The following is a 14,736-nucleotide window of genomic DNA, read 5'->3' on the forward strand; positions in this document are numbered from 1 at the left end:
TCGTACCCATGGCGCCCGGTGGGAACCGCGGCTGGCTGCTCCGCCTCGTCATCGCCTTCTCCTTCGCGCAGGGGGCGGTGTCGATGGCCCGGCCCGCCGTCTCCTACCGGGCCCTCGCGCTGGGCGCGGACGAGCGCGCGGTCGGTGTCATCGCCGGTGTGTACGCGCTGCTGCCGCTGTTCGCCGCCGTACCGCTCGGCCGGCGCACCGACCACGGCCGCTGCGCGCCCCTGCTGCCGGCGGGCGTGGTCCTCGTCGCCGGCGGCTGCGCGCTGAGCGGACTCGCCGGCTCGCTGTGGGCGATGGCCCTGTGGAGCGGGGTGATGGGCCTCGGCCACCTGTGCTTCGTGATCGGCGCCCAGTCGCTGGTGGCCCGCCGGTCCGCGCCGCACGAACAGGACCGCAACTTCGGCCACTTCACCATCGGCGCCTCCCTCGGCCAGCTCATCGGCCCGGCCGCCGCGGGCGCGCTCATCGGCGGCCCCGGCATGGCGCACGGCAGCGCGCTCGCCCTCGTGGTGGCGGGCGCGGGCGCGGCCGTCGCGTTCACCTCGCTGTGGCGCATCGAGGACCGTACGGCCGCCGGCTCCCGCCCGGGGCGCGGCGCCCGGGTGCCGGTCGCCGGCATCCTGCGCGCCCGGGGGGTGCCCGCGGGCATGCTGATCAGCCTGTCGGTGCTGTCCGCGACCGACATCCTCACCGCCTACCTCCCGGTGGTCGGCGAGCACCGGGGCATCGCGCCGTCGGTGATCGGCGTCCTGCTCAGCCTCCGGGCCGGCGCCACCATCGCCTGCCGGCTCGTGCTCACCCCGCTGCTGCGGCTGCTCGGCCGGCCCGCGCTGCTCACGGTGACCTGCCTGTCGGCCGCGCTGCTGTGCGCGGGGGTGGCGCTGCCGGTGCCGGTGTGGGGGCTCGGTGCGATGCTCGCGGTCCTCGGTTTCTGCCTCGGCGTGGGCCAGCCGCTGTCGATGACGACGGTGGTGCAGGCGGCCCCCGACGAGGCCCGCTCCACCGCGCTCGCCCTGCGGCTGACCGGCAACCGGCTCGGCCAGGTGGCGGCGCCCGCCAGCGCCGGTCTCGTCGCCGGTCTGGCGGGGGTCGCTGCGCCGTTCGTGATGCTGGGGGCGTTGCTCCTGCTGTCGTCGGGAGTGGCGCTGCGGTCGCCGGGCCGGCCCGCGGGCTCGGCCGGACGGGTGACCGGGAAGGGGCGGAAGCGGCCCGGATTGCGCCGCACGAGCGATCTCTGACGGCGCGTCGGGCGTCGGTGCCGACGGCCTACGGGGTGCATGACGCAGAGTCCAGGCGAAAGAGCGATTTGTATGAAAATCGTCTGAACTTGGAGGATTGCGCATGCCCACCCTGACACTCCCACGCGCCGCCGGCTCTCGCGCGGGCGCCGCAGTCGTCCTCACCGCCCTCGCCGCGGCCGGCGCGTCTTGGGTGGCGGCGCCGGAGGCGGCGGCCCAGGGGGAGAACGGCGACATCCGGATCCACGACGAGCGCCACCTCCGTGGGCCGCTCGTGGGATCGGCCAAGGACGATCCGGTGGTCTGCAGGTTCTATCTCGAAGCCGTCAATTTCGACACGCTCACCGCCGTCGCCTACACCATCACCCCGCAGCCCCCGCTCCCCACCGCCGCCACCGTCACCGGCACCATCGCGCTCGCGGGGGGCGCCGGGCACACCGACCCGCTGGGCCTGTCGGACGGGCAGTACAAGCTCAGCTGGGCCGTGGGCACCCCCGTGGCGCTGAAGGAGAAGGTCTTCCGCGTCAACTGCAAGGACGGACGCCACGAAGGGGACAAGGGCGACAACGGCCCGAACGGGCAGATCGCCGACCACCAGCAGAACGACGGGTCCTGGGGCCAGGGCGGCGACCACGACGGCCCGAAGGGCGGGGTGCACGCGGGCGGCGGCGGCCTCATCGACACGGCCGCCGCGTACTCCCCGGTGGCCGCCGCGGGTGCCGTGGGCCTGATCGCCGTCGGCGGTGTCGTGTACGTCCGGCTGGTCCGCCGGCGGCCCCATGGCGCCGCGTAGGTACCGGCGCAGGCCCTGGTACCGGACCCGCGCCTACCGCCTCGTCAGGACGGCCCTGCTCACGGTCGTCCTGGTGACGGTGGTCTCCCGCTGCGGGGCGGGCGGCGGAGCCGCAGGGCACCGCCCGGACGCCGTGGCCGCCGCCCGGGCCGGCGGGGGCGACCCGGCGCCGCCGCCCCGCCCGCTGCCCCGGTCCCGGCCCACGTCCTTCCGTGTGCGCTCCCTGGGCATCGACGCCCCCGTCACCCCCCTCCGCCTCGACCGGAACCGCCGGCTGGAGACACCGCCCGTCGACACACCCAAGCTGGTCGGCTGGTACCAGGGCGGTCCCACACCGGGCGAGGCCGGCACCGCGATCGCCGTCGGGCACCGTGACACCAGGACCGGTCCCGCCGTCTTCGCCGGGCTCGCCCAGGTCCCGCCCGGCAGGCCCATCGAGGTCGGCCGGGCGGACGGCCGTACCGCCGTGTACTCCGTGGACCGGGTGGAGGTCTACGACAAGGCCGGCTTCCCCGACAAGGAGGTCTACGGCCCGACCGGCCGCCCGGAACTGCGGGTGATCACCTGCGGTGGCCTCTTCAGCCGGCGGACCGGCTACACCAGCAACGTGGTGGTCTACGCCCATCTGACCGCGACCAGGTGACCGGCGGACCGGCCGGCGCGGACCACGTGCCCGCGCCGGCCGGTCCGTTCGCGATGATGTCCCGGAACGTCCGCGGTCCAGGAACGTCTGGCGCCGGAAAACTATCATCGCTAGTTTGTGTGTCCGATGACGCGGACCCGCCCGGGAGGACACAGCATGAAGGCACACGACGGCCTGTACATCGACGGCGCCTGGCGCCCCGCCGAGAGCAGGGACGTGATCGACGTCGTCAACCCCGCCGACGAGCAGGTCATCGCCCGGGTCCCGGCGGGCGGCGCGCTGGACGTCGACACCGCCGTACGGGCCGCGCGCGCCGCCCTGCCCGCCTGGGCCGCCACACCCCCGGCCGAGCGCGCCGCCCGGCTGACCGCCCTCCGGGACGCCCTCGCGGCCCGCAAGGACGAGATCGCCGAGACGGTCACCGCGGAACTGGGCTCGCCCCTCGCGTTCTCGCGGAACGTGCACGCCGCCGTGCCGATCGCCGTCGCCGGCTCCTACGCCGAACTGGCCGCGACCCACGCCTTCGAGGAGAAGGTCGGCAACTCCACCGTCCTGCACGAGCCGATCGGCGTGGTCGGCGCGATCACCCCCTGGAACTACCCCCTGCACCAGATCGTCGCGAAGGTCGCCCCGGCCCTCGCCGCCGGCTGCACGATCGTCCTCAAGCCCGCCGAGGACACCCCGCTCACCGCCCGGCTCTTCGCCGGGGCGGTGCACGAGGCGGGACTGCCCGCGGGCGTGTTCAACCTGGTCACCGGCCTCGGCCCGGTCGCCGGACAGGCCCTCGCCGAGCACCCGGGCGTCGACCTGGTCTCCTTCACCGGCTCCACGGCGGTCGGGCGGCAGATCGGCGCGGTGGCCGGGGCCGCCGTGAAGAAGGTCGCCCTCGAACTGGGCGGCAAGTCCGCCAACGTCATCCTGCCGGGCGCCGATCTCGCCAAGGCGGTCAACGTCGGTGTCGCCAACGTGATGTCCAACTCCGGCCAGACGTGCAGCGCCTGGACCCGGATGCTGGTCCACCGCGAGCGGTATGCCGAGGCCGTCGAGCTGGCAGCCGGCGCCGCCGCGAAGTACGGCGACCGCATCGGCCCCTTGGTCAGCGCCAAGCAGCAGGCCCGGGTGCGCGGTTACATCGAGAAGGGCATCGCCGAGGGCGCCCGGCTGGTCGCCGGCGGCCCCGAAGCCCCGCGGGAGAGGGGCTACTTCGTCAGCCCCACGGTCTTCGCGGACGTGACACCCGAGATGACCATCGCCCAGGAGGAGATCTTCGGACCGGTCCTGTCCATCCTGGGCTACGACGACGAGGAGGACGCCCTGCGCATCGCCAACGGCACGGTGTACGGCCTCGCGGGCGCCGTCTGGGCCGCCGACGAGGCCGACGCGGTGGCCTTCGCCCGCCGCATGGACACCGGCCAGGTCGACATCAACGGCGGCCGGTTCAACCCGCTGGCACCCTTCGGCGGTTACAAGCAGTCCGGTGTCGGCCGCGAACTCGGCGCGCACGGACTCGCCGAGTACCTGCAGACCAAGTCCCTCCAGTTCTAAGGAAGTCCGACTCCCATGGCCGTACGAGCCGCCGTCCTGCCCGCCATCGGCGCCCCGCTGGAGATCACCGCCATCGAGCTGCCCGACCCGGGGCCCGGCCAGGTCCGGGTCCGCCTCGCCGCCGCCGGCGTCTGCCACTCCGACCTGTCCCTGTCCAACGGCACCATGCGGGTGCCGGTACCGGCCGTCCTCGGTCACGAGGGCGCCGGCACGGTCGTCGCCGTCGGGGAGGGCGTCACCCACGTCTCACCCGGCGCCCCCGTGGTCCTCAACTGGGCCCCGTCCTGCGGCACGTGCCACGCCTGCACGCTCGGCGAGGTCTGGCTGTGCGCCAACGCGCTGAACGGCGCCGCGGACGTCTACGCCCGCACGACCGACGGCACCGCACTGCACCCCGGGCTGAACGTGGCCGCGTTCGCCGAGGAGACGGTGGTCGCCGCGTCCTGCGTGCTGCCGCTGCCGGAAGGGGTGCCGCTCGCCGACGCCGCCCTGCTGGGCTGCGCCGTCCTCACCGGGTACGGCGCCGTCCACCACGCGGCGAAGGTCCGCGAGGGCGAGACGGTCGCCGTGTTCGGTGCCGGCGGGGTCGGCCTCGCCACCCTCCAGGCGGCCCGGATCGCCGGCGCGTCCCGCGTCGTCGCGGTCGACGTCTCGCCCGCGAAGGAGGAACTGGCCCGCGCGGCCGGCGCCACGGACTTCGTCCTCGCCTCCGACACCACCCCCCGGGAGATCCGCGCCCTGACCGGCAAGCAGGGCGTCGACGTCGCCGTGGAGTGCGCGGGCCGCGCGGTCAGCATCCGCGCCGCCTGGGACTCCACCCGCCGGGGCGGCCGCACCACGGTCGTCGGCATCGGCGGCAAGGAGGAGCAGGTCACCTTCAACGCCCTGGAGATCTTCCACTGGGGCCGCACCCTGTCCGGCTGCGTCTACGGCAACACCGACCCGGCGCGCGACCTGCCGGTCCTCGCCGAGCACGTGCGCGAGGGCCGACTGGACCTGTCGGTCCTGGTCACCGAGCGGATCGGGCTGGAGGGCATTCCGGCGGCCTTCGAGAACATGCTGGCCGGCAAGGGCGGCCGGGCGCTGGTCCTGTTCTAGCGCCCGCCCCTCGTCCACGGCACCTCGACGGCGGTCTCCGGCCACCTCGTCGCCCTCGCCCCGCCGTCGGGCAAGGTCCTTGCGCGCGGGCCGGGTTCAGCGCAACGCCGTCGGCTCGATGCCCAGCAGGTCGCACAGGGCCCGTTCTCCCGACGGCGTCACCTGCACGGCCCGCTCGGACCCGATCCGCACGCACCACCCGGCGTCCAGCACGTGCCGGCACAGTGCGGCACCGGCCGCCCCGGCGAGGTGGGGCCGCCGTTCGGTCCAGTCGAGGCAGGCGCGGGCGAGCGGGCGGCGCCCGTCGCGTGCGAGGGGAATGCCCGCCGCGCCGAACCACGCCAGCCCCGCGTCCGTCAGCGCGAACCCGGTGTCCTGGCGCAGCAGGCCCCGCTCGGTCAGCGCGTCGGTGATGGTGATGCCGAGCCGTCCGGCCAGGTGGTCGTAGCAGGTACGGCCCCGGGCCATGGCGGCGCCCGCGCTCGACTGCCGCAGGGTGCGCGCGGTCCGCTGCACCGCGGGCGCGGGCACCTGCGCGGCGAGGTCCTCGACGAGCTGCGCCACCCGCGCGCCGGCCAGCCGGACGTACCGGTGCCGGCCCTGCCGTTCCTCGGCGAGCAGGCCGCCGGCCACGAGCTTGCCCAGGTGCTCGCTCAGCGTGGACGCGGCGACCCCGGCGTGCCGGGCCAGCTCACCGGCGCTCCAGGCCCGTCCGTCCAGCAGCGCGAGCAGGCACGCGGCCCGGGTCTCGTCGGCGATCAGCGAGGCGAGCGAGGCGAGACCGGCGGCCCGGGGATCCTTGGTGCGCATGCACCCAGCATGCGGCAGCGGCGCTTCGGCGCCGGCCGAAGTGTCCTCACACGCTCAGCCGTACCTGCTCGTACTGCTGCGCCAGGCCGTCCAGCAGCGCGGTCAGGCCCGTCTCGAAGGCCCGCTCGTCGATCTTCTCCTGCTGTTCGGCGAGGAGGTGGGCCTGGCCGAGGTGGGGGTAGTCGGCGGGGTCGTACGCGCTTTCGTCGTCCACGAAGCCGCCGGCGAAGGAGCCGAGCGCCGAGCCCATGATGAAGTACCGCATCAGGGCGCCGATGGAGGTGGCCTGCGCCGGCGGCCAGCCGGCGTCGACCATCGCGCCGTAGACCGCGTCGGCCAGCCGCAGCGCCGCGGGGCGGCGACCGGGGCCGCGGGCGAGGACCGGGACGATGTTCGGGTGGTCGCGCAGGGCGGCCCGGTAGGAGACGGCCCAGTCGTGCAGCGCGGTCCGCCAGTCCCGGCCGTCCTCGAACATCGACAGGTCGACCAGCGCGCTCACCGAGTCCGCGACCACCTCCAGGATCTCGTCCTTGGTGCGGAAGTGGTTGTAGAGCGAGGGGCCGCTCACTCCCAGCTCCGCGGCGAGCCGGCGGGTGGAGACCGCCGCCAGGCCCTCCCGGTCCACGAGGTCCCGGGCCGTCTCGACGATCCGGTCGGTGCTGAGGAGGGGCTTGCGCGGTCGGGCCATGGCGCACATAGTAGGGCTGCGACTGGAAACTAGCAGTGCTAATTTAAATGTACGGCTTTCAAGGTGTGGGGTGATCTCGTGGTGAACCTGGGGCTCAGCGAGGAGCAGACGGCCGTACGGCGGCTCGCCCGGGACTTCGTGGAGCGCGAGATCGCCCCGCACGTCGTCGCCTGGGACCGCGCCGAGGAGGTGGACCGGGCCATCGTGAAGAAGCTCGGCGAGGTCGGCTTCCTCGGCCTGACCGTCGGCGAGGAGTACGGCGGCTCCGGCGGCGACCACCTCTCCTACTGCCTGGTCACCGAGGAACTGGGCCGCGGCGACTCCTCGGTCCGCGGGATCGTCTCCGTCTCCCTCGGCCTCGTCGCCAAGACGATCGCCGCCTGGGGGAACGAGGAGCAGAAGCGGCGCTGGCTGCCGGGGCTCACCGCGGGCGAGTACGTCGGCTGCTTCGGACTCACCGAGCCCGGCACCGGCTCCGACGCGGGCAACCTCACCACCCGCGCGGTGCGCGACGGCGACGACTACGTGGTGAACGGCACCAAGATGTTCATCACCAACGGCACCTGGGCGGACGTCGTCCTGCTCTTCGCCCGCTCCACCGACGCCCCCGGCCACAAGGGCGTGTCCGCCTTCCTGATCCCCGCCGACACCCCCGGCCTCACCCGCCGCACCATCCACGGCAAGCTCGGCCTGCGCGGCCAGGCCACCGCCGAACTCGTCCTGGAGGACGTGCGTGTGCCCGCCTCGGCGATGCTCGGCGCGGAGGGCAAGGGCTTCTCCGTCGCCATGTCCGCGCTGGCCAAGGGCCGGATGTCGGTGGCCGCCGGCTGTGTCGGGATAGCCCAGGCCGCGCTGGACGCGGCCGTCCGCTACGCCGGTGAGCGGGAGCAGTTCGGGGGGCCCATCGCCCGCCACCAGCTGGTGCAGGAGCTGATCAGCGACATCGCCGTCGACGTGGACGCGGCCCGGCTGCTGACGTGGCGGGTCGCCGACCTGATCGACCGCGGCGAGCCCTTCGCCGTCGAGTCCTCCAAGGCCAAGCTGTTCGCCTCCGAGGCCGCCGTCCGCGCCGCCAACAACGCCCTCCAGGTCTTCGGCGGCTACGGCTACATCGACGAGTACCCCGCCGGCAAGCTCCTGCGCGACGCCCGCGTGATGACCCTCTACGAGGGCACCAGCCAGATCCAGAAGCTGCTCATCGGGCGTTCGCTGACGGGCGTCTCGGCCTTCTGAGTACCTTCCTGAGTATCCCGGCGGATGTGGCGCGGGCCGTGTCCGCCGATGCTCTGTCCATGAGTGACACACCGGTCAAGCAGCAGAGCACGGCCGCTTTCCACGGCCAGGCCGTCGCCTCCTTCGCGGTCGCCATGGCGGCTACCGCCATCGGCATCGCCCGGCTCGACGCCGACGCCTGGGTCCGCGGCTTCCTGGCGATCGCCGTCCTGTACCTGGTCACCTCGGCCTTCACCCTCGCCAAGGTCATCCGGGACCGGCAGGAGGCCGGGCAGCTCGTCAGCCGCGTCGACCAGGCCCGCCTGGAGAAGCTGCTCGCCGACCACGATCCCTTCGAGAAGCTCTGAGCGGCTACGCTAAGCGCCCGCTCACCGTCGGCGGTATGGTGGTGCTCCTGTCACGAGAGGGGCGAGCGAGCGATGAGTACGGCGGAGGAGACGACCGGCGGCGAAGTGGAGCCGTGGGAAGAGGTCACCCCTGACGCGGCCCGGCGGCTGCTCGTCGCCGCCGTGGAGGCCTTCGCCGAGCGTGGTTACCACGCGACGACGACCCGGGACATCGCGGGACGCGCCGGCATGAGCCCGGCCGCGCTCTACATCCACTACAAGACCAAGGAAGAGCTGCTCCACCGGATCAGCCGGATCGGCCACGACAAGGCCCTGGACATCCTGCGCACGGCGGCCCGCCGCGAGGGCAGCGCCACGGAGAGGCTGGCCGACGCCGTCAGCTCCTTCGTCCGCTGGCACGCCGGACGGCGCACCACGGCGCGGGTCGTGCAGTACGAACTCGACGCCCTCGGCCCCGAGGCCCGCGCGGAGATCGTCGCGCTGCGCCAGCAGGTGGACGCAGAGGTGCGCCACATCGTCGAGGACGGCGTGGCCTCCGGGGAGTTCGACGTGCTCGACGTCCAGGGGACCACGCTCGCCGTGCTGTCGCTGTGCATCGACGTGGCCCGCTGGTTCAACGTGAACGGCCCGCGCACCCCCGAGGAGGTCGGCGCGCTCTACGCCGACCTCGTGCTGCGCATGGTCGGGGCCGGGCAGGCCCGCGGGTAGTACCGGGCCCGCAGGGAGTACCGGACCGGACCTACAGGTAGTACCGGGCCACCGACTCCGCCACGCACACCGGCTTGTCGCCGCCCTCGCGCTCCACGGTGAAGGCGACCGTCACCTGCACACCGCCGGTGACGTCCTCCACGCCGGTGATCTTCGCGGTGGCGCGCACCCGGGACCCGACGGGGACGGGGGAGGGGAAGCGGACCTTGTTCGTCCCGTAGTTCACGCCCATCTTCACGCCTTCGACCCGGATGAGCTGCGGCCCGAACAGCGGGAGCAGCGACAGGGTGAGGTAGCCGTGGGCGATGGTCGTCCTGAACGGCCCCGCGGCGGCCTTCTCCGGGTCGACGTGGATCCACTGGTGGTCCCCGGTCGCCTCGGCGAACAGGTCGATCCGCTTCTGGTCGATCTCCAGCCAGTCGGTGTGGCCCAGCTGCTCGCCCACGGCTGCCCGCAGCTCGTCGGGGGAGTTGAAGATCCTCGGTTCTGCCATGTTCCCGGCCCTCTCGCTCGCATCTCTAAGCGACTGCTTAGCATGCTCGGGTCGCGGGGCGATGTCAACGGGCGGCGGGCCGGGCGCGGCGAGCCGTCTCTGTAGGCTCTGAGGGGTGCCCCAGATTCCCGAGAAGATCCACGAGCTGACCGTCGGCCAGTTGTCCGCACGCAGCGGAGCCGCGGTGTCCGCCCTGCACTTCTACGAGTCCAAAGGCCTGATCTCCAGTCGGCGCACCCCCGGCAACCAGCGCCGGTACAGCCGCGACACCCTGCGCCGGGTCGCCTTCGTCCGCGCGGCCCAGCGGGTCGGCATCCCGCTCGCCACGATCCGGGACGCCCTGTCCGAACTGCCCGAGGAACGCACGCCCACCAAGGAGGACTGGGCGCGGCTGTCGAGGCGGTGGCGCTCGGAGCTGGAGGAGCGGATCAGCCAGCTGAACCGTCTGCGCGACCACCTCACCGACTGCATCGGCTGCGGGTGCCTCTCCCTGGAGACGTGCGTCCTGTCCAACCCGGACGACGTCTTCGGCGAACGCCTGACGGGCTCCAGGCTCTTCGCCGAGGGCCGTTGAGGTCTCATCGCCGAGGGCCGCTGAAATCCGGCCACGCAGTGACGGGAGCGACCCCACTCCCGGCCGGCCGCAGGAGGCGGTGCCTCACTGCCCCCCGGTGTCGCGCGCCGGGGCCGGCCGGGCCCCCGTGCGCAGTGCCTCCGTCACCAACTCCGCGTTGGACAGGGCCCGTCGGCCGTCCGGGAGGAGCAGGGTGTCCTCCAGGCCGATCCGGGTGGCCAGGCCCAGACGGGCCGCCAGCCGGAGGACCGGCCAGGTGCCGCCCTCCTCGCCGTGCAGCAGCACCGGCCGGCCGTGCGCCGCGCCCAGCTCCGCCAGCAGCGCCCGGGCCGACGCCTCGGCGGTCGCCGGGTCGGGGTCGGTCACCTCGGCCAGCACCCGCAGTACCCCCGGCCCGAGCGGCGAGGCCGCGAAGCGCCCCGCGCCCCCGGTGCCGGACCAGATGCCCGCCTCCACGGCCACACCCCTGCCGAGCAGCTCCTCGGCGACCTCCTCGGCGCCCGGCTCGTGCCAGTTGACCGAGGCGAAGTCGGGCAGCACCGACCAGGCGCGCACCCGGGCGCGCCGGGCCGCCGGTCCGGGCTCCGCCCAGGCGCCGGTGGTCACCCCGACCGGCACCCGCACCCGCGCCCGTATCGCCTCCAGCGCCGGAGCGAGGACGTGCGGGGACAGACTGTCCCGCCCGCACGGCGTCTTCGGATGGACATGCACCGAGGTGGCCCCGGCCGCCACCGCTGCGGCGGCCGAACGGGCCAGATCCTCCGGGGACATCGGGACGCCCGCGCCGTCGGCGGCCGAGCGGCGCCCGTTGAGACACACCTGCACCATGCTGTCGATGGTGCCCAGTAAGGGGTGCGGCATCCCCTGCGCACCCCCGGCACCGGTACCGGCCCGCCGTTCGGGCCGCACCCGGTGACCTCCGCACCGCTCAGGCCGACATCAGCAGGCGTCCCCGCCCGGCGTATTCGAGGGCCTGTGCGTTCAGGACGGGCCGCGGCACCAGGATCCCGCAGTCCGTGCAGACCGGGCCGGACGACGGCTCGTGGTCCAGGCCGTACCTCCAGACCAGTCGTTCCCCGCCGCAGACCGGGCACGACGAGCCGGGTTCCCGCTCCAGCGCCGCGATCAGCCGGCGCAGCACCTCCGCCAGCGGCTCCTCTGGATGCACCCGCGGGTCGTCGCACCAGGCGACCCCGAAGCCGCCCCAGGTCAGCCGGTGCCAGTCGTCCACGCTGCCCGGCCGGCGCAGCCCGTCGTGCTTCTCCTTCCTGCGTCGCTCGGTGAAGTCGGTCTCGTAGGCGAGCCAGACGTCACGGGCCTCCTCCAGCTCCTCCAGCGCGGCCACGAGCCGCGCCGGATCGGGGGAGCGGTCCTCGGGACCGAAACCCGCCCGGGAGCACAGATGGTCCCAGGTCGCCCGATGCCCGTAAGGGGCGAACTTCTCCAGGCACTTGCGCAGCGAGTACCGCCGCAGCGCCAGATCACAGTCCGGATCGCGTACCTGTCTTGCCAGACTCCGGAAACCGGCCATCGCCCTGCACCTCCGTCACATCTGCATCTGCACCTGTACCCCGGTCACTTCGGCGTCGTCGCACGGACGTCGCCGAATAGACGTATCGACAGGCGATTCGGCTCCATCTCTTCTCCGGATCTCCTTGCGGACTCCGGAAAGTGACGCATGTTCATCTTTGAACGGGGGGATACCGGCGGTAACGTCCGGTCACCCCTGTCGCTAGGAGCTGCCATGCCACGGCGAACCCCACGTACCACCCTTGACAGACTGAGAACGTTCCGCCGACTTCCCGGGTTCCTGAAGACCGCGTCGGTATGCGTCCTCGTCGCCGGTCTTCTCTCCCCGCTCACCCAGACCGCGGTCGCGGCGGCCGGCACCACGGCCGCCGACGACTACTGCGGCGGCCGGTGTTCCGACATCCTCCCGCCCGGCGAGAACGGCAACGCGACGCTCGCCCAGATCCTGCTGAACCAGGCCTTCGGCACCCAGCCCGCGCACGCGGAGGACCAGCTCGGCCCCTACGCCAACCTGGCCGGCGGCTACAAGGGCCTGACCGACGCCACGATCAACACCTTCTTCGACGACTCCTCGTTCGGCGTCCCCGCCGACCAGGTCGCCTCCACCGAGAAGCCGGCCGGCCGCGGCGACGTGACGATCGTCCGCGACAAGAAGACCGGTGTGCCGCACATCACAGGCACCACCCGGTACGGCACCGAGTTCGGCGCCGGGTACGCGGCGGCCGAGGACCGGCTGTGGCTGATGGACGTCTTCCGGCACGTGGGCCGCGGCCGGCTGACCTCCTTCGCCGGCGGCGCCCCCGCCAACCAGGGCCTTGAGCAGCAGTTCTACCGCAACGCGCCCTACACCGAGGCCGACCTCCAGGCGCAGATCGACAGCGCGATCGCCAAGAACGGCGCCCGCGGCCAGCAGGCCCTCGCCGACGTCAACGCCTACCTCGCCGGCGTCAACGCCTACATCGACGCCTCCGACAGCGGCCGCTACTTCCCCGGCGAGTACGTCCTGACCGGTCACAAGGACTCGATCACCAACGCCGGCACCATAGAGCACTTCAAGGTGACCGACCTGGTCGCGCTGGCCTCGGTGATCGGCTCGCTGTTCGGCTCCGGCGGAGGCGGCGAGGTGAACAACGCCGTGTCCCTGCTCGCCGCCCAGGCGAAGTACGGGGTCGAGGAGGGCACCAGGATCTGGGAGTCCTTCCGCGAGCGCAACGACCCCGAGGCCGTCCTCACCGTCCACGACGGCGAGAGCTTCCCCTACGGCGCCAAGCCCGCCGACGCCCAGGGCCGAGCCCTCCCCGACGCCGGCTCGGTCGCCCAGGAACCGCTCGTCTACGACCGTACGGGCAGCGCCGGCACCGCGGCCGCGAAGCGCACCACCGCCACCACCGCGAAGACCGCCCTCGGCTCCGCGCGGCGCGGCATGTCCAACGCCCTCGTGGTGAGCGGCAAGTACACCGCGAGCGGCCACCCGATCGCCGTCTTCGGACCGCAGACCGGCTACTTCGCCCCGCAGCTGCTGATGCTCCAGGAGATCCAGGGCCCCGGCATCAGCGCCCGCGGAGCCTCCTTCGCGGGCCTGAGCATGTACGTCGAACTCGGCCGCGGACAGGACTACTCCTGGAGCGCCACCACCTCCGGCCAGGACATCATCGACACCTACGCGGTCGAGCTGTGCCAGGACGACTACCACTACCTGTACCACGGCACCTGCACGGCCATGGAGAAGATCGAGCAGAAGAACGCCTGGAAGCCGACCACGGCCGACGGCACCGCCGCGGGCTCGTACACCATGCGCGTGTGGCGGACCGCGTACGGGCCGGTGGAGTACCGGGCGACCGTCGGCGGCCGGAAGGTCGCCTACACCACCCTGCGCTCCTCCTACCTGCACGAGGCCGACTCGATCATCGGCTTCCAGATGCTGAACGACCCCGACTACGTCAAGGGTCCGAAGGACTTCCAGAGCGCGGCGCAGCACATCAACTACACCTTCAACTGGTTCTACGCCGACTCCCAGCACACCGCCTACTACAACAGCGGGGACAACCCGGTCCGGGCGAGCGGGGTCGACACCGAGTTCCCGGTGTGGGCCCGGCCGGCGTACGAGTGGCGGAACTGGGACCCGGCCACCAACACCGCCGACTACACCCCGGCCTCCGCGCACCCCAACTCCGTCGACCAGGACTACTACGTCTCCTGGAACAACAAGCAGGCCAAGGACTACACGACCGCGCCCTGGGGCGACGGCTCGGTGCACCGCGGGAACCTGCTGGAGGACCGGGTGAAGAAGCTGGTCGCGGCCGGCGGGGTGACCCGTGCCCGGCTGGTGCAGGCCATGGCGGACGCGGGGCTCGCCGATCTGCGCGCCGAGGACGTGCTGCCGAAGCTGCTCAAGGTGATCGACTCCGCGCCGGTGAGCGACTCCACGGCCGCCGCGGCGGTGACCAGGCTCAAGTCCTGGGTGACCGCCGGTGCCAAGCGCACCGAGACGTCGGCCGGTTCGAAGACCTACGCCGACGCCGACGCGATCCGCATCCTGGACGCCTGGTGGCCGCTGCTGGTCAAGGCGGAGTTCCAGCCGGGCCTCGGCGACGGCCTGTACACCGCCATCACGGACAACCTGCCGGTCGATGAGGCACCGTCCGCCGGCCACGGCCCGACCGGCTCGCACGCCGGCAGCTCCTTCCAGTACGGCTGGTGGAGCTATGTCGACAAGGACATCCGGTCGGTGCTCGGGGAACCGGTCCAGGGACCGCTCGGCCGGAAGTACTGCGGCGACGGCAGCCTCACCGCCTGCCGGGACATCCTGATCGGCACCCTGAAGCAGGCGGCCGGCCTGACCGCCGCCCAGGTCTACCCGGGCGACGACCAGTGCTCGGCCGGCGACCAGTGGTGCGCCGACTCGATCGTCCAGCGCACCCTGGGCGGCATCAAGCACGGCAGGATCAGCTGGCAGAACCGGCCGACGTTCCAGCAGGTCGTGGAGTACACGTCACACAGGTGAGGCACCCACGGTGAAACGGGCGC

15 protein-coding genes are annotated in these 14,736 nt (G+C 73.0%); 10 read left to right on the plus strand and 5 right to left on the minus strand.

Features of this window, described 5'->3' with window-relative positions:
• Positions 1-8 precede the first annotated feature (8 nt).
• The 5 genes from IG05_RS0131380 to IG05_RS0131400 all read left to right on the plus strand — a co-directional run bounded on the left by IG05_RS0131380 (position 9) and on the right by IG05_RS0131400 (position 5,326).
• Positions 9-1,247 carry an MFS transporter gene (locus tag IG05_RS0131380; RefSeq protein ID WP_030347429.1) on the plus strand — a complete coding sequence of 413 codons (1,239 nt, stop codon included), beginning with the start codon at positions 9-11 and terminating at the stop codon, positions 1,245-1,247.
• A 103-nt stretch (positions 1,248-1,350) separates the two neighbouring features.
• Entirely contained in the window at positions 1,351-2,040 is a 690-nt protein-coding gene (locus IG05_RS0131385; RefSeq protein ID WP_030347430.1) for a hypothetical protein, read from the plus strand.
• Positions 2,027-2,683 (plus strand): class F sortase, encoded by a 657-nt coding sequence (locus IG05_RS0131390; protein WP_030347431.1) that lies wholly within the window; start codon positions 2,027-2,029, stop codon positions 2,681-2,683. Before IG05_RS0131385 ends, IG05_RS0131390 begins: the two co-directional genes overlap by 14 nt.
• 156 nt (positions 2,684-2,839) lie before the next feature.
• Positions 2,840-4,228 carry an aldehyde dehydrogenase family protein gene (locus IG05_RS0131395; RefSeq protein WP_030347432.1) on the plus strand — a complete coding sequence of 463 codons (1,389 nt, stop codon included), beginning with the start codon at positions 2,840-2,842 and terminating at the stop codon, positions 4,226-4,228.
• A gap of 15 nt (positions 4,229-4,243) precedes the next feature.
• A complete protein-coding gene (locus IG05_RS0131400) occupies positions 4,244-5,326 on the plus strand; it encodes a Zn-dependent alcohol dehydrogenase (protein WP_030347433.1) in 1,083 nt (360 codons plus the stop codon).
• Between the two features lie 96 nt (positions 5,327-5,422).
• Here the strand turns inward: IG05_RS0131400 and IG05_RS0131405 are convergent, their stop codons facing one another.
• Positions 5,423-6,136, minus strand: a complete 714-nt coding sequence (locus IG05_RS0131405; RefSeq protein WP_030347434.1) for an ArsR/SmtB family transcription factor — start codon at positions 6,134-6,136, stop codon at positions 5,423-5,425.
• 46 nt (positions 6,137-6,182) lie between these two features.
• Positions 6,183-6,824 (minus strand): TetR/AcrR family transcriptional regulator, encoded by a 642-nt coding sequence (locus IG05_RS0131410; RefSeq protein WP_030347435.1) that lies wholly within the window; start codon positions 6,822-6,824, stop codon positions 6,183-6,185.
• An 81-nt stretch (positions 6,825-6,905) separates the two neighbouring features.
• Between IG05_RS0131410 and IG05_RS0131415 the strand changes: the two genes are divergently transcribed.
• The 3 genes from IG05_RS0131415 (at position 6,906) to IG05_RS0131425 (ending at position 9,112) form a co-directional block, all read left to right on the plus strand.
• The gene (locus IG05_RS0131415) at positions 6,906-8,057 is read left to right on the plus strand and encodes an acyl-CoA dehydrogenase family protein (protein ID WP_030347436.1); all 1,152 of its coding nucleotides are present in this window, start codon (positions 6,906-6,908) and stop codon (positions 8,055-8,057) included.
• A gap of 59 nt (positions 8,058-8,116) precedes the next feature.
• Positions 8,117-8,404, plus strand: coding sequence for a YiaA/YiaB family inner membrane protein (locus IG05_RS0131420; RefSeq protein ID WP_030347437.1), 288 nt, complete (start codon positions 8,117-8,119; stop codon positions 8,402-8,404).
• 72 nt (positions 8,405-8,476) lie between these two features.
• Positions 8,477-9,112, plus strand: a complete 636-nt coding sequence (locus tag IG05_RS0131425) for a TetR/AcrR family transcriptional regulator (RefSeq protein ID WP_030347438.1) — start codon at positions 8,477-8,479, stop codon at positions 9,110-9,112.
• 31 nt (positions 9,113-9,143) lie between these two features.
• On the opposite strand, the gene IG05_RS0131430 is transcribed toward IG05_RS0131425, so the two are convergent.
• On the minus strand, positions 9,144-9,605 hold the full coding sequence (locus IG05_RS0131430) for a MaoC family dehydratase (protein ID WP_030347439.1): 462 nt from the start codon (positions 9,603-9,605) through the stop codon (positions 9,144-9,146).
• A 115-nt stretch (positions 9,606-9,720) separates the two neighbouring features.
• Here IG05_RS0131430 and soxR point away from each other — a divergent pair, with 115 nt between their 5' ends.
• Complete coding sequence (gene soxR, locus IG05_RS0131435) at positions 9,721-10,179, plus strand: redox-sensitive transcriptional activator SoxR (RefSeq protein WP_030347440.1); 459 nt, start codon at positions 9,721-9,723, stop codon at positions 10,177-10,179.
• A gap of 84 nt (positions 10,180-10,263) precedes the next feature.
• Here the strand turns inward: soxR and IG05_RS0131440 are convergent, their stop codons facing one another.
• The gene (locus IG05_RS0131440; protein ID WP_030347441.1) at positions 10,264-11,007 is read right to left on the minus strand and encodes a 3-keto-5-aminohexanoate cleavage protein; all 744 of its coding nucleotides are present in this window, start codon (positions 11,005-11,007) and stop codon (positions 10,264-10,266) included.
• A 100-nt stretch (positions 11,008-11,107) separates the two neighbouring features.
• Entirely contained in the window at positions 11,108-11,710 is a 603-nt protein-coding gene (locus IG05_RS0131445; RefSeq protein WP_030347442.1) for a hypothetical protein, read from the minus strand.
• Positions 11,711-11,923: 213 nt separating this feature from the next.
• Between IG05_RS0131445 and IG05_RS0131450 the strand changes: the two genes are divergently transcribed.
• Complete coding sequence (locus tag IG05_RS0131450) at positions 11,924-14,713, plus strand: penicillin acylase family protein (protein ID WP_030347443.1); 2,790 nt, start codon at positions 11,924-11,926, stop codon at positions 14,711-14,713.
• The last annotated feature ends 23 nt before the right edge of the window (positions 14,714-14,736 follow it).

Origin of the sequence: Streptomyces sp. NRRL S-1022 (genome assembly GCF_000720135.1) — a bacterium.
Taxonomy (GTDB): domain Bacteria; phylum Actinomycetota; class Actinomycetes; order Streptomycetales; family Streptomycetaceae; genus Streptomyces.

Excerpts from the sequence above, each read along its gene's own strand:
- IG05_RS0131380 (WP_030347429.1), top strand. The coding sequence starts at position 9 with ATGGCGCCCGGTGGGAACCGCGGCTGGCTGCTCCGCCTCGTCATCGCC.
- IG05_RS0131385 (WP_030347430.1), top strand. The coding sequence starts at position 1,351 with ATGCCCACCCTGACACTCCCACGCGCCGCCGGCTCTCGCGCGGGCGCC.
- IG05_RS0131390 (WP_030347431.1), top strand. The coding sequence starts at position 2,027 with ATGGCGCCGCGTAGGTACCGGCGCAGGCCCTGGTACCGGACCCGCGCC.
- IG05_RS0131395 (WP_030347432.1), top strand. The coding sequence starts at position 2,840 with ATGAAGGCACACGACGGCCTGTACATCGACGGCGCCTGGCGCCCCGCC.
- IG05_RS0131400 (WP_030347433.1), top strand. The coding sequence starts at position 4,244 with ATGGCCGTACGAGCCGCCGTCCTGCCCGCCATCGGCGCCCCGCTGGAG.
- IG05_RS0131405 (WP_030347434.1), bottom strand. The coding sequence starts at position 6,136 with ATGCGCACCAAGGATCCCCGGGCCGCCGGTCTCGCCTCGCTCGCCTCG.
- IG05_RS0131410 (WP_030347435.1), bottom strand. The coding sequence starts at position 6,824 with ATGGCCCGACCGCGCAAGCCCCTCCTCAGCACCGACCGGATCGTCGAG.
- IG05_RS0131420 (WP_030347437.1), top strand. The coding sequence starts at position 8,117 with ATGAGTGACACACCGGTCAAGCAGCAGAGCACGGCCGCTTTCCACGGC.
- IG05_RS0131425 (WP_030347438.1), top strand. The coding sequence starts at position 8,477 with ATGAGTACGGCGGAGGAGACGACCGGCGGCGAAGTGGAGCCGTGGGAA.
- IG05_RS0131430 (WP_030347439.1), bottom strand. The coding sequence starts at position 9,605 with ATGGCAGAACCGAGGATCTTCAACTCCCCCGACGAGCTGCGGGCAGCC.
- IG05_RS0131440 (WP_030347441.1), bottom strand. The coding sequence starts at position 11,007 with ATGGTGCAGGTGTGTCTCAACGGGCGCCGCTCGGCCGCCGACGGCGCG.
- IG05_RS0131445 (WP_030347442.1), bottom strand. The coding sequence starts at position 11,710 with ATGGCCGGTTTCCGGAGTCTGGCAAGACAGGTACGCGATCCGGACTGT.
- IG05_RS0131450 (WP_030347443.1), top strand. The coding sequence starts at position 11,924 with ATGCCACGGCGAACCCCACGTACCACCCTTGACAGACTGAGAACGTTC.